This is a genomic window from Vibrio sp. SCSIO 43153, assembly GCF_023716625.1.
Lineage (GTDB): Bacteria > Pseudomonadota > Gammaproteobacteria > Enterobacterales > Vibrionaceae > Vibrio > Vibrio rotiferianus.
In genome coordinates this window covers 742,314-761,853 of record NZ_CP071856.1, presented here as the reverse complement: position 1 = coordinate 761,853, position 19,540 = coordinate 742,314, and the positions used below count along the sequence as shown (strand labels likewise).

Sequence of the window (19,540 nt, the reverse complement as noted above, 5' to 3'; positions counted from 1 at the left end):
TAATGTTTAAGAAGTTGACACTGGTGTCAGCAATTACGGCAGCACTTGCAGGCTGTGGTGCAGACGATCAGGCTTATGATTATGTTGAAAGAGATGCAAAAGAGGTTGCGGTTAAAGACTTGAAGGACGGTCGATGGTTCTATGTGCCTACTACAGGTGCAGCGCCTCGGTTTGCGTTAAATCAGTTCCCTTTTCTTCAAGGTTCACCGCGCTATGTTGAGCTGTGTTTCACAAAAGAAGGCTTGGAAGTTCGCAGCTATGACAAAAACTACCCAGATGCTCATCTAACAAAAGATGAGAATAACTATTGTGGTGAAGAGAAATTCGTCGCAGATGATGATGATGTTAACTTTGCGCAGGTGTTAACCATTCCAGGTGACTTTGCTGCTTATCGTTGTCAGGAAGATTCTTACGGTGATTGTACTAACAAAGAAGAAACGAATGATGATGCTAGCTTAAACTACAAGCAGAAAACCCACTTTACGCCAAAGCCTGAAGATCTAGAGATTTCAGAGTTCAACATGGAAGATCTATACGGCGTTACCGATGGCATCTCTGAACAAGGTACACCAAGACTAATCTCATGGGATTTTGATCCTAAAAACGGTGTGCTCAACTTTGAGTTGGAGCGTACGTTCCGTATTGACCTGGATAAAATCTCCCAGTACATCAACTTTGCTACTAAAGCGAGCCTAGAGGAAGCACTGGTTGACGGAGCGTTTAAATCTCGCTTCTATTACTCGCTAGTTCATGAGAGTGAGGTTGCTACAGAGGGTTACCAACCTATCTTGTACCCTGTAGGTGATGAGAATGATATTGGCTTTTTCACTACGTCGACTAAGCAGTTAAACCCAGTAACCAACAAGTATGATCGTGATGTCGTTTACCTAAATCGATTCAACCCAGATCAAGACTCGATCAAGTACTATTTGACCGATAACTTTTTCGAAGAGAAAAACAAACTATTTTTGGATGCGACACTTCAATCAATAGACAAGATGAACAAAGCGCTGAATGTGTTTGGTGCTGACGCAGGAAAACCAGAAATAGAGATTGTTAATAAAACAAAACCTGAAGGAGTTCATCCTGGTGACTTACGCTACAACGTTATCAATCTGATTGATGAGCCTTTAGCAAATGGTTTGTTAGGTTATGGTCCTTCAGTTTCTAATCCGATGACGGGTGAAATCATTAAGGCGCACGTAAACCAATACGCTGGTGTTGCTCGAACTGGTGTACCTTTCTACTGGGATAACTTAGCGCGCTTCTATAACCGCAACCAACTTAATCTGGATGGCTTAGCTCCACTGCCAACTGAAGATCAAGGCGTAACAACTGAAGTAACAAAAAGAATTGAAGCGCTTTCGACCATGGCAGCGATGGCTAAGCTGAAAGCCAATGAAAATATCAATGTGCCTTTGGTATCTAAAGACGAAGTGGTAGCGGCATCTGCAACAACTAAGAACCCAACACAACTTCTGGAAAGCTTTGATGACAACATGGATTTTGAAGATGTTGTTAAGGCTGAGGAGAATCGCTTATCTTTCTGGGCTGAAAACAATGTTTATCCAATTGAAGCGTCTTGGGTCTCTTCTACCAACAAGGCTATGTTGGATAACCTGAAGCTGGATGATGAACGCTACTTTGATATCAAACGCGACGATGCAGGTAACGAAGTTTCTCGTGATCTGAAACGATGGAAGTACCTGCCAAAAGATTTGCAAGTCGAAGCTGCCAATGCAATTACCGTAGCGACCTACAGTAACACGCTAGTGCATGAACTTGGGCACAACATGGGTTTGCGTCATAACTTCAAAGGGTCAAATGACAAGGCGAATTACTACACGCTAGAGCAGGCGCATCAACTGGGCTTAAACAATATTCCGGCGTATAGCTCAACCATGGACTACGCGCCAAGCATGTTGGATGAAACACCAACATGGGGTCTATATGATATCGCGGCGTTTAAGTTTGCGTACGGTCGAAAGGTTGAGACTATTCAAGATTCTTCAGGTGCGGCTCCTGCACCAGTTGTGAAGCCTGCAGACAACGCAACAGATGAAGAGAAAGCTGCCTACAATCGCTACCTAGCAGACAAGCAAGCATACGAAGATAGCTTTGCGTACAAGTTTGGCAGCAATGCATCAAATGAATCTTTGATGGTTTGTTCGGAAGTGAAACAACTGTCAGGAGATCAGGCTGGCAAGTCGCTATATAACTGTGATTTTAGTCGCTTTGATACTGCTGCGCTTTCAGATAATGCAGTACAGAGTGAGAAAACTCGTTATGGCGTACTGTACTATCTAGATAAGGTTAACGAAATCGAACGTAAATCTTACGACTTCTGTACTGATGGTAACGTGTCATTAAACAGTGACTGTAACCGTTTTGATGAAGGTACGAATCTAGAAGAAATTGTTTCTTATGAATGGCAGAACTACATCGATAGCTATGACCGTCGCAATCTAGCGTTGTACGGAACAAATGGCCTTTATTCTGCAGATTATCCGAGCTACCTAGTTCGTCGCTATATGGAGATGAGCTCAATTCGTGACAAGATGGAAGATCTTGAGCGTATTGACAATCTGTACACCAACCTAGGTTATGCCGCTAACACGGATAAACCAGGTGATTTCTTACTACGTATAGCATCAAACCCACAATACTGTAGCGAAGGCAAAGCAGACAATTCATGGTTCTGTGACTATACATACGGCGCGAAAAAATCAGCGGCATTCTTCTTGGATGTATTACGCACTCCTGAACACCAGTGCGTGATTGAGAACGAAGCTGGTAGTCAAAAAGTTATTTCGTTTGGTCAATTGTTAGATAACAATTCGCACCTAATTCCGGCTGATTATGATCTGCAAAGCGCGTCTTGTTTTGATGAGTTATCTGCAAGATTTATTGCAGACGCAGAAGCTGGTTATGCAGCAGTAGCTGAAACGAAAAATGGTCGCTTCCTAAACTCAATTGGTAGTTTTGACCCTGATTACCCATGGTCAAACGCTGTCTCTGTATTGGGTAATTGGCCTGACAAAGCACTTGCGAGTTACTTCCTTGCTCGTCGCTTCTCTAACCGTTACACCGATGAGGTTAGCTTTGCATCATTGCTTGATATCCCAGGAGTACAAGCTGAGTACGAAGACATCATGAACAACATTGTAGCTGGTGATGCGTTGAATACTCCAATTGAATTGGTGGACAAAAATGGTAACGCATACACTCAACTGAATGGTGTTAAAGTCAATCTTCATCTTACCGAGCAGATGGAATCGTTACCGCCAATGCCGAGAGGTATTGCAGGCTTCTTAGGCATTGATAGCCGTAGTCGTGAGCGTATTGGAGACGTGCTCCTAAATATGGGTGTGCGTCAAATGCAATCTAATGACTACAAAGTGAAGTCTCGTGGTAAAGCTCAATTTGACACCTTTACCAAGCAGCAAGATCGCTACGGGATCATTGCTGGTGATAAAGTTGAATTTGTAATTGACGGGAAGAAGTTTGTTGCGACCAAAGCAAACAAACTGGCTTACGATTATGCGAACCAGTTAGTAACATCAGAAGGTTACGATCTAAAAACTTACCTTGATAACTACGATGCGAGTCAGTTGAGTAGTATTGCTACAAGCATTGATACTGCTTGGGGAACGTTCCGAACCGATATTAAGTCTGCTTATCATGATGCGGTATTGCTTCTAGACGCCCCTATGGTCAATGCCATGAAAGCGACCATTGACAAGGATATTGCTGCTAATGTTGGTCAAATTAACGAATCATTCGCCAACTTTGTAGCGACGAATATGGCATCAGGTGATTTGGTGTACGATGAAGCCGCATCGACGATGAGCTTTAAAGGTGGTAAAGCGCACGATGAAGCTAAAGTTTATGCCGCGTATTCGGATGCGATGATCCTTATCTTCAACGACTACACAAGTAGCATGATGTTTGCGGTAGATAATGTTTACGCAGGCTACGCTAGCGCATCAGATTCAGATAAAGAGTTATGGATTAAAGACCTAACCCTTATTCAAGCTTACCTAAATGGCGACATCGGCTCGGTGGCAGGTGAGTACTACGAAAAATTAGATCGTTTGCCATCTGCGAGTGATTTTGAGTAATTTGAAAAAATGTAGCTAAATCGAAGGCCTGCGTCATAGCAGGCCTTTCTATTTGCCATGTGGTGCTTTTAGGCTTAAAACTTGAACGCCAAGCGCAGATAATATCTTGCAGAAATGTCAGAATTTCACTACTCAAATGCATGCATAAGTTAAAGATGACCTAACCGCGTTGGAAGAAGGGAATGAAAACACCGCTAGATATTATGTTCGAGATGCTTCTTAGCCCGAGGGTTAACATTTTGGTCTGGATAAGTTTGTTGGTGATGGCCGGTTATGGGCATTTTAATCAGACTAACTGGTTCAAGAGCTATCTGGTTTACCTACAAATTTACTTCTTGATGCAAGCACCAATTCTAGTTCCTCTGTTTATTGATGGTGTTGTAAAAAAGGTTTTGCCGTTTGTAAGGGGAGGCTCAGAAGCTTTACCTTGGCTACTTTTCATTACGTACCCAACAGGCATTATTGCGATGCTAGCCTGGAGTCTATACTTAGTCGTCAAAAAATAACGCTAACTTCACTTCACGATGTTCACCCCATTTCCCCGAGAGTAAGTCAATCTATCAGCGAGCCCTAGAGAAAGGGCTCTTTTTATTCAAGAATGGAAGATCACTTGTTCCTCTTCGTTCATTACAAGCGTCGCTTTGTTTTGCTCTATAAGCTGAGCGGCATAAGAAGGCGTCACGGCTTGCATATCGCCTTTTGCTTTTAGCGTCAGTGATTCCCACGCTTGGTCACGATATTTACCCGCTTGGGTATATTGAATCAGTACTTTCATAGCTTCACACTCCGGTGTGGTTAACGTGCTACTTAAGTTAGCGCTCTAGTGATGGTTATGCACCTGTTAAAAATGAAACATTAGATTAACTAAATATGATTGCGTTAAACGAGATCAAGTACCAGCACCTATTAGTAGCGATCCCAGTACGGTGTATCAGTGCCAAGCTTTTCGCTGATGAAGTCGATGAACACACGTACTTTCAATGGCATGTGCTTACGCTCTGGAAACACCGCATAGATGGCATGCTCAGGAAGAGAGAACTCTTCCATAAGTGGTTTTAAGTTGCCTGCTGCAAAGTCTTTGGCTGCAATAAAGGTCGGTAACTGCGCAATACCTGAGCCTCTTAATAGCAATTGGCGAATCGCTTCACTGTTGTTGACCACAAAGTTACCCTTCGGCAGAACTTTGTATTCGTTACCGCTGTTGATGAACATCCACTCGACACCGCCTCGGAAATACGAATAACGCAAACAGTTGTGTGTGACCAAATCGCTTGGTTTGGTTGGCACGCCAAATTCTTTTAGGTATCCGGGAGAGGCGCACAGTACGCTTTTACACGGAGCAAGGCGCTTAGCGACAAGGTTAGAAGTCGCAAGTTCACCAATGCGAATCCCCAAATCAAATCCTTGTTCGACCAAATCCACCATGGCGTCTTCGAGCTGTAAATCCACCTCAATTTTCGGGTAACGTGCAAGAAATTCGCTGATAAGTGGCGCAACGTGCAAAACACCAAAAGACATCGGGGCTGTGATTTTGAGCCTACCTTGCGGTGAGCCTTGCAACTCGGAAACGGCATCGACACCTTGTTGAGCAAGGTTCACTGCTTGTGAAGCGTACTCGAAGTATCGACGTCCAGCTTCGGTTAAGCTGAGCTTTCTTGTAGTGCGATTAAGCAAGCGAATACCGAGGTCATCTTCGAGTTGATTAATGCGTTTGCTGATCGCCGATTTGGTGAGGTTCAACTGCTTGGCTGCAAGGGAAAAGCTGCCGCATTCTACGACAGCGACAAATACTGGCAGTGACGCAATGGCATTCACGGTGTGCTCCTAGGTTATTGGGGTTATCTATTATTAGTCATATTGTTGAGAAAAACGATACAATCATTTTCCAATTATAGAGATTGTCTTCAAGAAGAAAACAATTAGACTATGTGGCAGAAAACGACCTGGATATTGGAAAGAAGAAAATGAAATACGATTGGATCTTGTTTGATGCTGACGAAACCTTGTTTCACTTTGATGCCTTCAAAGGTTTGCAGCTGATGTTTTCTCGCAAAGGCGTAGACTTCACCGAGCAAGATTTTGCCCACTACCAAACGGTCAACAAGCCACTTTGGGTAGATTACCAAGATGGTAAAGTGACGGCAGATGAGCTTAAGCACAAACGCTTTACCGAATGGGCAGAAAAGCTCAACACCACAACAGCGGATCTCAACACTGCATTCTTAGAAGCGATGGCGGATATCTGTACTTTGTTGCCGGGTGCGAAAGAGTTGATGGAAGCGCTGCAAGGTAAAGCGAAAATGGGCATCATCACCAATGGTTTTACCGAGCTGCAAGCGATTCGCCTAGAGCGCACAGGTATGAGCGATTACTTCGAGCACGTGGTGATTTCTGAGCAAGTTGGTATTGCTAAGCCGGATCTGGGTATCTTTGAATACGCGATGACGCAAATGGGCAACCCATGTAAGACGCGCGTATTGATGGTGGGTGACAACCTGCATTCCGATATCTTGGGCGGTAACAACTTTGGCATTGAAACGTGTTGGCTGAACACCACAGGTGCAAGTGTAGATGAGCGTATTGCACCAAGCTACACGGTGGAATCGTTGAACGAGCTTAAGAACATCCTTGTCGCTTAAGCTTAAGTGAACAAACAAAAAAAGCGCTGATTTCTCAGCGCTTTTTTGTTTCTATCGATGCTGTTTTGTGTTCATCGATCTCGCTTATTAGCTAGCGTTGTTTTCCGCCAATTCACGTTGTGCTTGTTGTTCTTTCTCACCAAGTTTGAAGTAAATCTTACCGACGATGACTTCTGAAATCAGGATAGTAAACACCACCGCAAAGAAGGCAACGACACCGTTCCAAGGACCACTAAAGTCAACCTTGTCACCGAACAGAATGTTAATGGCTTCTAGCATCACGAACTTCGAACCGACCAAGATAACGTAAGTCGAGATACCACGGTAAATCTTAGGTGCCGTACCCGGCTTCGATTTAAAGTGCTCTGCGATTTTGTGTTCCGCTTTAATAGACAACTTCAAGAGCAACTGAAGCAGTAATGCCGCGGCGAAAGAAATCGTAAATGAATCAATGGTTACGAAATCCCAATATTCGTCATAGAAGTTCAGTACCGTAAGGTCTACCAATACCGCCAAGGTATAACCAACAAACAGACGTTGTGGAGTGTTGAAACCGTAGACTTTATCCGATGCGCTCATAAGAACCCTCAATCAATAATGAACAAGTTTGCAAAGCCATGCCTTGCGTCGATGGGTTAACTATATGAGTTCCTCGAGCTGAAAACTTGCCATTTCGCGCCATCGCAATCATTGCGATGAATGATTGTTTTGATGGGATATATTGAATACCAATAAGCGCGTTGAATTTGAAAACCGTCTACAAACTGACACGCAAACAGCGTTAGAATGGCTTTTAACCCAATCACTAATTTCGAAGAATCAAGCAGTAAGGACTCTCATGGCAGACATCAAGCAGCTCGATAGCAAAGTGGTGTATCAAAACAAATGGATGACGGTACGTGAAGATAAGATCCAACGTCCTAGTGGAGCAGAGGGCATCTACGGTGTGGTCGACAAGCCAGACTGTGCAGCGATTCTGGCGATCGATAACGGCGTGATTCACTTAGTACAGCAGTTTCGTTACACCGTAGGGCAACGTTGTTGGGAAATCCCGCAAGGGGCGTGGGAATCAAATCCAGATGCGGATCATCTTGAGCTAGCAAAAGGTGAGCTTCGAGAAGAGACAGGCATGCAGGCCAATAAGATGGAGTACGTTGGTGCGCAGTTCATCGCTTATGGGTTCTTAAACCAAACTTGCCATGTGTATTTCGCGAGTGAGTTAGCCGAAGTGGGCAATCAGCTAGACAGCGAAGAAGAAGACTTGATCACACGCTCGTTCTCAGTTGAAGCGTTCGAGCAAATGATGATAGATGGTGAAATCAAAGACTGCGTCACCATCGCAGCATATGGGTTAGCTAAACTAAAAGGTTTAGTGTAAGAAGGAGCCGTCTGCTGAATACACCGTTATCTTAAATGCTGCTGATTTAGGTTCTACTTTGATAAAGCTACCAAATCATCATTGCAAGGTTAATGAAAAGGGACGGTAAACCTGCGATAAGAAAGATAAATCCAAGCTGATAGTTTTTGTTTAAGTCTGTCGTTAAATGCTGTTTATCGACCATTGAATGTACTTTATCAGTGAACTCATCATCGAATTCTGAATGGCGGGAGTACATGCCTCCTTCCCAAGTAAACTTCGCTAGTGCCCAAATAACTACAAGCACGAAGAATAGAAAATCACTTAAATGGGTGGATTGAAATTGAGGTATGTAGTGAGATAGCCCAAAAACAACTGCAACAGCGATGATGTTAATCAGCGCCACAATTTGCAAAAGTCTAAACAAACTGAATCCTTGCTAGCATTGTCTAAGTAGACCAATACATTGACATAATTTATAAAATCTGTCGATTTACATTCTAGTTAAGAGGGCACAAGTCATCAGAAAGTGGATCGAAACGATGAGCTTGAACTTTGCGAGGGTGGCTTTATAGTATTCCATTCACAAACCTTTTGGCGGAGCAGTAACGTGAAATTATTGGCAGATAAAACGGGTGAGCAGTTCTTGCAGATTTTAGATGAGCAAGGTGACGCGCTAACGGTGCAATTCATCTCCAATGAAGGTGAGCCAAAAGGACAACCATTTAAAGATTCTCTCAAGGGCTTGAAGCTAGCGGGATGGTCTCATCGAACAACGTCGACTGCGATTGGTATCTCTCGATTCAAAAAGGGTTATCTAGAGGATGCGCATGTGAGCTTTGCGCTGCATCGTTTGTATCCTTTGGGACGCAAAGTCAAACTGCCAAGCGGCGAGATTGTACAAATCGCCAGCTACGCCAATACCCACGCAGATGGTTATTATATGTTTGTGCGTCGTGAAGGGGAGCAAGAATTGGTGCGTATGAAGATGTCACCAGATTGGCTGCTAATGCCGTCAGAAAAGCTACTTGCTCTACCTTATTATCCTCGCCCTCGAACTCAAAAAGAGCTAGATGTGATTGATGAATTCGATAGCTGGGCTGGTGGCTTTTAATCGTTAGCTTATCGATAATCAAACCCAAATCGCGCTAAGTAGTGCCACACTTTCTTCAAATCTTGCTCGTCAAACGCTTTTGCTTTTACCGCTTCACCAATAATGCGTGGTGTTAGCATGCCATTTTCTGCAACCAGATTTGCGATGTCTAAAATGGTTTGTCCTCTGTAGTCTGGATAAAGATTGATGTCTTCTATTGAGACACAAAAGCCACTGTGCCAACGAATTTCAACTGGTAACTCGCGAGCGTAATCTTCTACCTCTGTGCCTTTAAATGAAGGATCGAGCACCAAGGCTCGAATATCTTCCTCCAAGCGCAAATCGCCGTGGATTTGAGTTTCGATATAGGCATCCAATCTGTCTGGCGCTTGTGCGTTTAACTCATCCAACAAGGGTTGAACACGTTCAATGGTGGCGAAGTGCTCTGGCTCGAAGAAGCTATCTGGATAACAAAATGTCGCTCGCTTAGTGATCTCTGGTTTCAATAAGAAGTAGCTCGACCCAAATCTTGGTGAAGCGCCAACTTCTGAACCTGAGAAGTTTAACGCGCCATACTTTGGGCGTTGATTTGGTTGGCTATTGTCGTACACACCATCAAACACGCGTTGCTCCCAACGCCAACGCTCTCCGCCTTTATAAGCTGTTAATCCGCCATTGCTTGTACCGGTTTCAAACTGAGATTTGAGCTTTCCGTCTTGCGCAATTGCTTTGAGAAGAGGTATGCCTTGAGAGGTCAAACGATCGGGATGGAAGTTAATTGTGACCGAAAATGGATGTGATTGAGGTGCTCCAACAGATTTCGAGCGAATGATTTCAAGAGCGCGTTGAGTTAAAGGATGTTCGAGCATGACGTTGACCTCAGAGTTTTCTTTCAACTTATCGAGTTCGAACGACGAATACAATCTCTGGCTTATGAATGGGAATAAGGCAATTAGAACCTCTCGACTACAGAGAGGTTCTATGAGTTTCGTTAGCTTAGAAAGGATGGTTTGACAATTGATTCGTACTTTCTAGCATTTTTTCTGCCACGTAGTGGTGTGTTGCTGTGGTCGGGTGTGTTACGTCCCAGAATACAAACTTATCAGAGCCAGAAGACGCACACTCAGAACGCAATGAGTGATGGTATAGGTAATCTACCGATGAAGAGCGGTTGATGTCTTGGCAAGCTTGGCTCGCGTTTACAAAACCGTGTTGCTCTGGATTTGCTGTTAAGCTTTCAAACAGTGCATGCGTATCGTACAAGGTAACGTTGTAGCCTTGTGCAGTGTAATACGCCGCTTGTGTTTTGATGAACTCATTCATTTCCACGATCTTCGCGCGGATCTTGTTGATTTCTTCTTGAGTCGAGTAGGTAAACTGTGGTGCACGTGTTGCATCTGGTAGTGTCATCAACAACAAGTTCTTCGCACCTGCGTCGGTCAGTTTAATCAAGGCTTCCGCGTAGTCTGATTTCACTTCTGGCACGCTACGGTTGTAGTTCATGAAGTCATTTAGACCAAACTCGAGGGTAAACAGGGTATTAGCAGGCTTGTAGTTTTTCGCCAGTTTCGCATATGCCAAGTAAGAGGAAACTTGCTCACCCACACCAGTCAGAGCTATGTATTGGTTTTCGCCTGCCGCGCCACCAACCGCCCAGTTGTATAGCGGTAAGTTTTTCGCCTGAGCAATGTACTCAGTCCACACGAAACCGTTTGAGAAGTGTCCCAAGAACCAGCTATTTGGATTCGGGAATCGCCATTGTGATGCGTTAAAGATGTTGCCCGTATCAGACAAGCTGTCACCCAACGCTACGACCTTGTTGATTTGGTCAGGCTGCATGACGGGGTCGTTGCTCCAGATGGTATGATTGTAGGAGAAACGGTTATCGGCTGCAAAGAAGGTGATGTCAGCATTTTCATTTGCTAGGTCAAGAGTTTGCTCACAACGTTGCTTGATAACACTTTGCGGTGTGTCTGTGTAGAACATGTTCTTGAAAGAAACCGAACTCCACCAGTAGCCATCAAGCGTGAAGTAGCTGCCGTCTGGATTTTCTGCCCACTCCCAATCGGTCGCGGGCTCGTCAAGTGAATAACTTGTTCGGTACCAACAACGAACATAAGTATACGTTTGGTGGCCTTGAGCACTAGCCACTTGCGCAGCGGTGACCATTTCTGGGGACAAAGAAGGTTCTGCAGCATAGGCAGTAGCGAAAGGAAGTAATGCACTTAATAAGGTGATTGTTTTTTTCATGATTGACTCTTCTGTAATGATTATCGTCATGATTTAAGTGAGAATATATCTCATCTACTCCCCCATTTTGAGTAAAAGAACTAATTAGTCAAACATCTAATTATTCATTTTGTTAATTTTGGTACCGTAATCGAATTTCAATATATTTGGTAAATAGTAGCAATTTATAAAATCTAGAATAATTACTCACTAACATTACCTTAACATGCACTTTTGGCGTTAATAAGTAATTGCTTTATAAGGTTTTAAGGATATTTTTGATGTTAACTAAATCTGTTGTTTAGATGATCTTTTGTTCATTGTTGTGTATTCATGAAACAAATTGTTTGGCATTTTTAAGCGATATTCTATAGCTGAGTAGCTCATGTTAATGATAGGTGAATGATTTTTCATGAGCATAAAGTGAATAAAAATCAGCTCAAAAAGGAATAGAGCAAATGCATCACACAACAACTAAATTAAATGGCTTGTTTTCATTGTCTGCCGTTGCAGTGGCACTGACATTTTCGATGTCAGCGCATGCGGCTCCTCTGACGGGGTTCGACGAATCTAACTTGCCGACCAAATACATCGTCAAATTTAAAGAAGATACGTCCAGTCCTTCAGCATTAGGTGGGAACTCATTCTGGGGGCCACGCATCGCGCAAGAGTCGGTCTTAGATCAGCTCAAAGCGCGTAAAGTGGAAAAGCTAGGAAACCGCGCGATCTACAGTGTGGAAATGGAAGACTCGGAGTTGGGGCAACTGCGTAATCGCAGCGATGTGGAATACGTTGAAATTGACCCTCCGCGTTATCTGTTAAGCGAGACTATCCCATGGGGCTACGAGGCGGTGAACGCTCAGCTTCTGGATGACTCGAATGCAGGGAATCGCACCGTGTGTATCATCGACTCGGGCTACGATTTGGCGCACAACGATCTGAGTGGTAACCGAGTGTCGGGTACGAATGACAGCGGTACAGGCTCTTGGAGTGTTCCGGGGAACAACAACGCTCATGGTACACACGTAGCGGGTACGATTGCCGCGATTGCCAACACGGAAGGCATCAAAGGCGTTATGCCAAACCAAAACGTGAATTTGCACATCGTTAAGGTGTTCAATGAAGCGGGTTGGGGCTACTCATCCAGCTTGGTGAAAGCGGTACAAACTTGTGCTGACAACGGCGCGAACGTGGTCAACATGAGCCTTGGTGGTAGCCAGTCGAGTGTGACAGAGAAAAACGCGTTGCAAACCATTTACGACCAAGGCGTGCTGCTGATTGCCGCTGCGGGTAACGATGGTAATACTGCGCACAGTTACCCAGCATCTTACGATTCAGTTATGTCCGTTGCGGCGGTGGATGATAAGCGTGATCACGCGGCGTTTTCCCAAGCGACAGACCAAGTTGAAATCGCAGGTCCGGGCGTAGCAATTCTGTCTACGGTGACCGTGGGCGAGGGTAAGCTTTCAGACATTCGCTTGAACGGTGTTAGCCAGTTCGATCGTGGTATCGTTCCTCACAACCGCTTGATCCAATCGGGTGGCAGTTACGGTCCTGATCCAGTAGCCGGTTCTATCACGGCGACACTTGCAAGCTGTGATGTATCTGGTAGCAGCTTCAGCTGTGGCGATATGTCTGGCAAGATCTGCTTGACCGAGCGTGTGGGTAACCAATCATCAGGCAACTACCCAGAAATCGATGCTGTTCAAGCGTGTTACAACGCAGGCGCAAGTGCGGCGATTGTGTACAGTAACTCTGAGCTACCGGGTTTGCAGAATCCTTTCCTTGTCGATCAAAACAACGCGGCGCGTATTGTGTCAGTGACGGTTGATCGTGCTTTCGGTCAGGAGCTGTTGGGCTATGTTGGTCAAGACATCACGGTATCGACCACCAAGGGTGAAGACTACGAGTACTACAACGGTACTTCGATGGCGACACCGCACGTAACGGGTGTTGCAGGTTTAGTGTGGAGTTACCATCCAACCTGTACCGCAGCACAAGTACGTAACGCACTGATCAAGACAGCAACGGACATCGACGTAACAGGTCGTGATAACCGCACTGGTCATGGTCTTGTAAATGCTGAGGCTGCGAAACAATACCTAGACGCAGGCTGTAATGGTCCGGATGGCGGTGGTTCTGACAACGACAACGTTCTAGAAAATGGCGTGGCGAAAACGCAGCTTTCTGGCGGCAGCAAATCAAGCACTGTATTCGTGTTTGACGTCCCAGCGGATGCAACGCAAGCGACATTCAACATGAGTGGTGGTTCTGGTGATGCTGACCTTTACGTGCGCTTTAACGGCACACCAAGCACCAGCACTTACGATTGTCGTTCATGGGCGGGCGGTAATGGCGAAAGCTGTAGCTTGAACGTATCTGGCGCAGGGCAATATGAAGTATTGGTTTACGGCTACAGCGCGTACTCTGGTGTTTCTCTTGTTGCCGCGCATAACGGTTCGGGCGATTCATCAGGTGGCGGTTCTGCACCTTCTAGCTACACCAACTCGAATGCAGTAGCAATTCCTGACAACAGCTCTGCAGGTATTGTAAGCCCATTAGATGTAGCTCGCTCTGGCGATGCAGGCTCAGTGACTATCGACTTGGATATCACTCACACCTACATTGGCGATCTTCGTGTCACGCTAACGTCACCTGACGGTGGTCAAGTAGTACTGCACGACAATGCGGGTGGTGGTGCGAACGACATTAAAACCAGTTTCCAAGCGGACTTCTCTGGTTTTGAATCACAAGGCACATGGGAACTTAAAGCGGTGGACAATGCCAGAAGAGACACAGGCACCATCAACAGTTGGACTCTGACCTTTCAATAAGGAGTGACTATGAAGAAGTTGACCTTACTTTCTTTGCCTGCGGTAGGCGCTACCGCACTATTGGCAATCGGACTGAGCTCAAGCAGCTTGGCAAACAATCAAGGATTTCCTCTCGTGGATGAACGCCAAGATCAAGCCGAGCAGCAACCTGCACGTTACTTTGTTAAGTATCATGAAGGAAAAGAGAGCGAAGTGAGAGCGCTTCTTCGTCAGCACAACATTGAAGTGGTCGACGCTCTGGTGAAACAACACGTGTTGGTTGTGGTGGGTGAACAGGCGGAAGTCGATAAGCTCGCGGATCACGATGCGGTCGAATACACCGAGCAAGAGCCGACAAGAAAGCTGCTATCTAACGGAAGTACGCATCAATAAGCCAAACTTGCTTAAGATAGTGCCAAAAAGAAAAACGCCCCTTACGTGAGGGGCGTTTGTTTTCACTTATTGGTGGAAGATGAAGATTACGGACGCTCACCTGCTGCTAGGCGACGTTCGATATCTGCAACCACTTCTGGGAAGTCAGCAATGGTGTCGATGAGGTAGTGCGGCGAGCTCTTGAGCAATTTTGCACGCGCTTTTTCACGAGCGGCATTAAGCGTTGCTTCGTCCGCAGCTTGGTATTCTTCAAACGTCAGACCTGCTTCGTTACCAGAAAGCAGCAAGCCAACGGTCCACATACCGGCGTTGTGACCTTCATCGATGCCCGGTGCTGCGTCATCCACTTTGATGCACGCGTTAACGTCGGTTACATTCAGCTCAATCACGTTCTTCAATGCCATAAATGGTGCAGGGCGACCACCTTGTGGCAGGTCATCCGTTGCTACCACGTAATCCGGTTTGTAGCCGTAATCCGCAGCCACCGGAATCAATACGTCCATCACTTCGCGAGGGTAACCAGAACAAGAACCGATCTTGATGCCTTTGTCTTTCAGACCGTTCACAACTTCAATCGCATTGAGAATTGGCTCTGCGTGGTCTGCCACTTTTGCTTTTTGCAGAGGCATAAATGCTGTATAGATAGCGTCGATGTCTTCGCTGGTCATTGAGCGACCAAACTTCTCATTCCAACGCTTATCAACCGCAGGAATACGACCCACAGCTTGGATGTGATCCCACTTACCAAGCCCCATTGGTTCGCGCGCTTCTTCAAGGTCGATTTCGAAATCAAAACCTTGTTTGAACGCTTCCACAAAGATGCTGGTTGGCGCGAAAGAGCCAAAATCGACGATAGTGCCAGCCCAGTCAAAGATCACTGCTTGAATTGGTGAGTTGCTCATGTTCAATCCTTTTTCTTGCTTGCCCGAGCGCTGCCTACACATTGGAACCGCGCTCTGAATAAATTGGTTTTTGTTGAGGTTAGAAGTAGTTAAAGTCTTTGCACACTTTGGCGATCGCTTCTTCGAAGATCGCCAACGCTTCTGTCAGTTGTTCGCGGGTGATGATCAGCGGTGGGCTGAGTTGAATCACGTTACCTTGCGATACCTTGAAACTCACTCCGTTGTTGAGGCATTGGTACAGCACAGCTTCCGCTTCGTCATACGCGCGTGCTTTGCTTTCGTGGTCAGTGACCAGTTCAATGCCCCATAACATGCCGATGCCACGCACATCACCAATCACTGGGTATTTGGCTTTCATCTCTAGCAGCTTTTCACGCATGAATTGGCTGTCGGCTTTGGCTTTATCTAGCAAGCCGTCTTGCTCAATAGCTTCCATGGTTGCCAGTGCCGCAGCACAACCGATAGGGCTTTTCTCATGAGTGTAGTGACCCATGGAGATTTGCTCGGCGGTGTTGTATTTGTCTTTGGTTACCATGGCTGCGATAGGTACTAAGCCTCCGCCCAAACCTTTACCGATGCAGAGCATATCTGGCTCGATGTCGTAGGCTTGGTAGGTAAACCATTCACCGCTGCGACCCATGCCGTTAGGGATATCGTCGATGATCAGCATGACATTGTGTTTGTCACAGATTTCACGGATACGTTTCCAGTAGGCTTTACTTGGCACTTGTACGTCGGTATTACGAACTGCTTCTGCGATAAACGCGCCCACGCCGCCTTCTTTCTCAATCACGTATTCAAGGTAGTCGGCATAATGCACATCGCTACCGTCGGCAACTGGGAAAGCGCCACGGTAAGATACGGCTGGTGGAATGCGCTCAACACCTGCCATTAATGGTCCCATGCCTTGGCGGAAACACGCTTCGCCACCTACTGAGATGGCATCCAACGATGCACCGTGGAAGGAATCCCACAGCGACACCACCTTGTAATTGCCCGTGATGTGGCGTGCTAATTTAAGAGCCATGCCCACTGCAGATGTGCCACCTGGAGCAAACAACACGCGGTTCAATTCGCCGCCACAGATTTGGGTGAGTTTTTCGGCACATTCAATCGCGGTTTCGTTGGTAAAACGACGTGGTGAAAACGGCAGTTTGGCAATTTGTTCTTGCACGCGTTTAATCACATGCGGATGACCGTAGCCCAGCTGATGGACGTTATTGCCATGGAAGTCCATGTACTTTTTGCCGGTGGCATCTTGGATGTAGATGCCTTCTGCTGCTTCCAAGGTATCTAAGCAAGGCGTCGACATGGCTTGATGAAGAAAGACCTCCGAATCACGCTTCAATAATGTTTGCGTGCGTTCGTCATCCATCGATGCATTCCAAGCTTGGCGCGCTGGTGTCGTGTTGACATCGCCTTCACTACGAAAATGAGTCGGTTTGATATTCTGAGTCATAACGCTCTCTCAATCAGAAGGCTGCTTTACGCAACTTGCCAGTACATTGCTTTTTCAATTGCACCGATTAAGCGCTCGATATCTGCTGGGTAAACTTCGCCAATGTTGCCGATACGGAAGCAATCTGCGTTCGATACCTTACCCGGATAAATCACAAAACCTTGCTCTTTCAAACGTGTGTAGAACGCTTTGAACTGGTAATCACTGTGCGTCGGAGAGTAGAAAGAAGTGATGATTGGCGAGTGAAGGTCATCACTCAGTAGTGGCTCAAACCCCAAAGAACGCATACCTGCAACCAGTGTTTTCTGGTTAGTTTGGTAACGGTTATGACGAGCCTCAATGCCGCCTTCTTGTTCCAGCTCTAACAAGGCTTGATAGAAAGCGCGAACCGTGTGCGTTGGAGATGTGAAACGCCATTTGCCGTGGTTCACTTCCATGCAGTGCCACTGGTCGTAAAGATCAAGGCTCAAAGAACGTGCCTGACCTTGGCACTTTTCGAGCTCAGTTTGCTTCGCAATCACAAAGCCAAAACCCGGTACGCCTTGAATACATTTGTTCGCTGAGCTGATCATAAAATCGATGCCTAGCTCTGCGATATCGATAGGAATGCCACCAAAGCTCGACATGGCATCGAGAATCACGACTTTACCGTGTGCTTTTGCCGCAGAAGCAAATGCCTCAATTGGATTCAGCATGCCAGTGGTTGTCTCGCAATGAACAATCGCCACGTGTGTGATAGCAGGATCCGATGCCAATGCAGTTTCCACCTCGTTCAAGTGTGGCTGTGATGTTTCGTCTGGGGAAACTACATGGCATGGAATATTTAGGTAATCAGCGATCTGAGCGATACGCGCACCGTAAGCACCGTTGTCGACAACCAACAATTTTCCATCTTTGCCAATGGCACTGCCAATCGTTGCTTCGACTGATGCGGTGCCGCTACCTTGCATTAGTACGCTGGTGTAGCCGTCTTGCTCCGTCGCCAGTTTTACAAGCTTAGTGCGGATCACTTCTACAATGTCTTTGTTGTATTCATCATCCCAAGTACACCAGTCTTTAAGCATGGCTTCACGTACCGTTTCAGAAGTAGATAGAGGACCTGGAGTCAGTAGTAGGTATTCGTTTTTCATCTCGATTTCCATCAGAATAGGCTGATTGGTCTACACCAAATTTCAAGTTCACTCTAGCGAGGAAGAAAAGGGCAGTAAATAGGCGAATATCCAATTTCATAAAACTTTAATATCCAGAAAATGGCGGATCAATTGAACGATTATTCATCGCAAATTTTCGTAAAACTGCCATTTAATGGTCATGATTTCGTCACAAAGGCTCAGTAGGGTGTATATCGTCAACTGGTACAGACCAAATGAAAACTTAGCCAAATTAACTGGAGAAAATGATGAAAAACCGTTTGATGAAAGGATCGCTGGCTGCACTTGTCTCTCTGCTAGCTACGAATGCAATGGCAGCACAGGAAGTCACGGTTTACACCGCTTTCGAAACTGACATTCTTGCGAAATACAAGTCTGCGTTTGAGAAAGATAACCCAGATATCAAGATTAAGTGGGTTCGTGATTCCACCGGTATCATGACGGCGAAATTGCTGGCAGAAAAGAACAACCCTCAAGCGGAAGTGGTTTGGGGTCTTGCTGGCTCGTCAATGGCACTGCTTAAAGATGAGGGTCTTCTTAAGCCTTACACACCAAAAGGTTTGGAAGAGCTGCACGCGAACCTAAACGACCCTCAATCAAACCAAGCTTGGTTCGGTAACGATGCGTTCTTTAACGCAGTTTGTTTCAACGAAGCGGTAGCGAAACAACTTAACCTACCGAAACCAACGTCTTGGGAAGACCTAACGAAGCCGGTTTACAAAGGTCACATTGCAATGCCGAACCCAGCGTCTTCAGGCACTGGCTACATGCAGGTTTCTGCTTGGCTACAAAACATGGGTGAAGATCAGGCATGGAACTACATGCGTGACTTAGACAAGAACATTGCACACTACACGCACTCGGGCTCTAAGCCATGTGTTCAAGCGGGCATGGGTGAAGTGGCTATCGGTATTTCGATGGCAAGTCGCGGCGCGAAGCTGAAAACACAGGGTGCGCCACTAGCGGTGATCACACCAAAAGGCATCGGCTGGGAATCAGAAGCTGTTGGTCTAGTAAAAGAGTCTGATGCAGCGAAACGTGTTGTCGACTGGTCAATCTCTAAAGCAGCAAACGAGCTTTACGTAGAAATGTACCCAGTGGTTGCACATAAAGAAGTGAAAGCGACAGTGTCTAACTTCCCGAACGTTCAAGAGAACATGGCGAAGATGGACTTCGCGCAAATGGGCAGCAAGCGTGCAGAGATTCTAGCGGCTTGGTCTGAGAAGTTTGACGCGAAATCAGAGCCAAAGTCTTAATCGAATTTGCTTTGAGTTGAATACTGAAATCCACCTCGGTTGAGGTGGATTTTTTGTTTCTGTAAGAGGCGAAAGTCAAAAGCCTAAAAGCAGCAACCCCACCTAACCTCCCCTTGGCTTTAAGTTC

At 45.8% G+C, this 19,540-nt stretch carries 17 protein-coding genes; 8 read left to right on the top strand and 9 right to left on the bottom strand.

All coding sequences use genetic code 11. The annotated features are described in order from the left end of the window. Positions 1–2: 2 nt before the first annotated feature. Positions 3–4,121, top strand: coding sequence for a M66 family metalloprotease (locus tag J4N37_RS19620; protein ID WP_252043164.1), 4,119 nt, complete (start codon positions 3–5; stop codon positions 4,119–4,121). Between the two features lie 182 nt (positions 4,122–4,303). Further along, positions 4,304–4,627, top strand: a complete 324-nt coding sequence (locus J4N37_RS19615; RefSeq protein WP_252043163.1) for a hypothetical protein — start codon at positions 4,304–4,306, stop codon at positions 4,625–4,627. A gap of 86 nt (positions 4,628–4,713) precedes the next feature. On the opposite strand, the gene J4N37_RS19610 is transcribed toward J4N37_RS19615, so the two are convergent. Together J4N37_RS19610 and J4N37_RS19605 are read right to left on the bottom strand one after the other, a co-directional pair. Further along, positions 4,714–4,896, bottom strand: a complete 183-nt coding sequence (locus J4N37_RS19610) for a hypothetical protein (RefSeq protein ID WP_010450732.1) — start codon at positions 4,894–4,896, stop codon at positions 4,714–4,716. 131 nt (positions 4,897–5,027) lie between these two features. Further along, on the bottom strand, positions 5,028–5,936 hold the full coding sequence (locus J4N37_RS19605) for a LysR family transcriptional regulator (RefSeq protein WP_252043162.1): 909 nt from the start codon (positions 5,934–5,936) through the stop codon (positions 5,028–5,030). A 149-nt stretch (positions 5,937–6,085) separates the two neighbouring features. On the opposite strand from J4N37_RS19605, the gene yjjG reads away from it, so the two are divergent. Further along, the gene (gene yjjG, locus J4N37_RS19600) at positions 6,086–6,760 is read left to right on the top strand and encodes a pyrimidine 5'-nucleotidase (protein ID WP_020196620.1); all 675 of its coding nucleotides are present in this window, start codon (positions 6,086–6,088) and stop codon (positions 6,758–6,760) included. Positions 6,761–6,847: 87 nt separating this feature from the next. Here yjjG and J4N37_RS19595 read toward each other — a convergent pair whose 3' ends face one another. Further along, the gene (locus J4N37_RS19595) at positions 6,848–7,339 is read right to left on the bottom strand and encodes a hypothetical protein (RefSeq protein ID WP_252043160.1); all 492 of its coding nucleotides are present in this window, start codon (positions 7,337–7,339) and stop codon (positions 6,848–6,850) included. Between the two features lie 259 nt (positions 7,340–7,598). Between J4N37_RS19595 and J4N37_RS19590 the strand changes: the two genes are divergently transcribed. Continuing rightward, complete coding sequence (locus tag J4N37_RS19590) at positions 7,599–8,138, top strand: NUDIX domain-containing protein (RefSeq protein ID WP_041054182.1); 540 nt, start codon at positions 7,599–7,601, stop codon at positions 8,136–8,138. Between the two features lie 67 nt (positions 8,139–8,205). Here the strand turns inward: J4N37_RS19590 and J4N37_RS19585 are convergent, their stop codons facing one another. Further along, positions 8,206–8,544, bottom strand: coding sequence for a hypothetical protein (locus tag J4N37_RS19585; protein ID WP_252043159.1), 339 nt, complete (start codon positions 8,542–8,544; stop codon positions 8,206–8,208). A gap of 183 nt (positions 8,545–8,727) precedes the next feature. On the opposite strand from J4N37_RS19585, the gene J4N37_RS19580 reads away from it, so the two are divergent. Continuing rightward, positions 8,728–9,231, top strand: a complete 504-nt coding sequence (locus J4N37_RS19580) for a hypothetical protein (RefSeq protein WP_252043158.1) — start codon at positions 8,728–8,730, stop codon at positions 9,229–9,231. Between the two features lie 8 nt (positions 9,232–9,239). Here J4N37_RS19580 and J4N37_RS19575 read toward each other — a convergent pair whose 3' ends face one another. Both J4N37_RS19575 and J4N37_RS19570 read right to left on the bottom strand, forming a co-directional pair. Then, a complete protein-coding gene (locus tag J4N37_RS19575) occupies positions 9,240–10,079 on the bottom strand; it encodes a DUF3626 domain-containing protein (protein ID WP_252043157.1) in 840 nt (279 codons plus the stop codon). Positions 10,080–10,206: 127 nt separating this feature from the next. Next, the gene (locus J4N37_RS19570; protein WP_252043284.1) at positions 10,207–11,463 is read right to left on the bottom strand and encodes an SGNH/GDSL hydrolase family protein; all 1,257 of its coding nucleotides are present in this window, start codon (positions 11,461–11,463) and stop codon (positions 10,207–10,209) included. A gap of 434 nt (positions 11,464–11,897) precedes the next feature. Here J4N37_RS19570 and J4N37_RS19565 point away from each other — a divergent pair, with 434 nt between their 5' ends. Continuing rightward, positions 11,898–14,273 carry a S8 family serine peptidase gene (locus tag J4N37_RS19565; RefSeq protein ID WP_252043156.1) on the top strand — a complete coding sequence of 792 codons (2,376 nt, stop codon included), beginning with the start codon at positions 11,898–11,900 and terminating at the stop codon, positions 14,271–14,273. Positions 14,274–14,282: 9 nt separating this feature from the next. Continuing rightward, positions 14,283–14,645, top strand: a complete 363-nt coding sequence (locus J4N37_RS19560) for an ATPase (RefSeq protein WP_252043155.1) — start codon at positions 14,283–14,285, stop codon at positions 14,643–14,645. An 86-nt stretch (positions 14,646–14,731) separates the two neighbouring features. Here J4N37_RS19560 and phnX read toward each other — a convergent pair whose 3' ends face one another. From phnX to phnW, 3 genes are all read right to left on the bottom strand, one after another. After that, positions 14,732–15,547, bottom strand: coding sequence for a phosphonoacetaldehyde hydrolase (gene phnX / locus J4N37_RS19555; RefSeq protein WP_252043154.1), 816 nt, complete (start codon positions 15,545–15,547; stop codon positions 14,732–14,734). Positions 15,548–15,626: 79 nt separating this feature from the next. Continuing rightward, complete coding sequence (locus J4N37_RS19550) at positions 15,627–17,006, bottom strand: aspartate aminotransferase family protein (protein ID WP_050920176.1); 1,380 nt, start codon at positions 17,004–17,006, stop codon at positions 15,627–15,629. Positions 17,007–17,032: 26 nt separating this feature from the next. Then, positions 17,033–18,136 carry a 2-aminoethylphosphonate--pyruvate transaminase gene (gene phnW, locus J4N37_RS19545; protein ID WP_252043153.1) on the bottom strand — a complete coding sequence of 368 codons (1,104 nt, stop codon included), beginning with the start codon at positions 18,134–18,136 and terminating at the stop codon, positions 17,033–17,035. Between the two features lie 266 nt (positions 18,137–18,402). Here phnW and J4N37_RS19540 point away from each other — a divergent pair, with 266 nt between their 5' ends. After that, positions 18,403–19,413: a putative 2-aminoethylphosphonate ABC transporter substrate-binding protein gene (locus J4N37_RS19540; RefSeq protein ID WP_005384363.1), complete on the top strand. Its 1,011-nt coding sequence runs from the start codon at positions 18,403–18,405 to the stop codon at positions 19,411–19,413. Positions 19,414–19,540 lie beyond the last annotated feature (127 nt).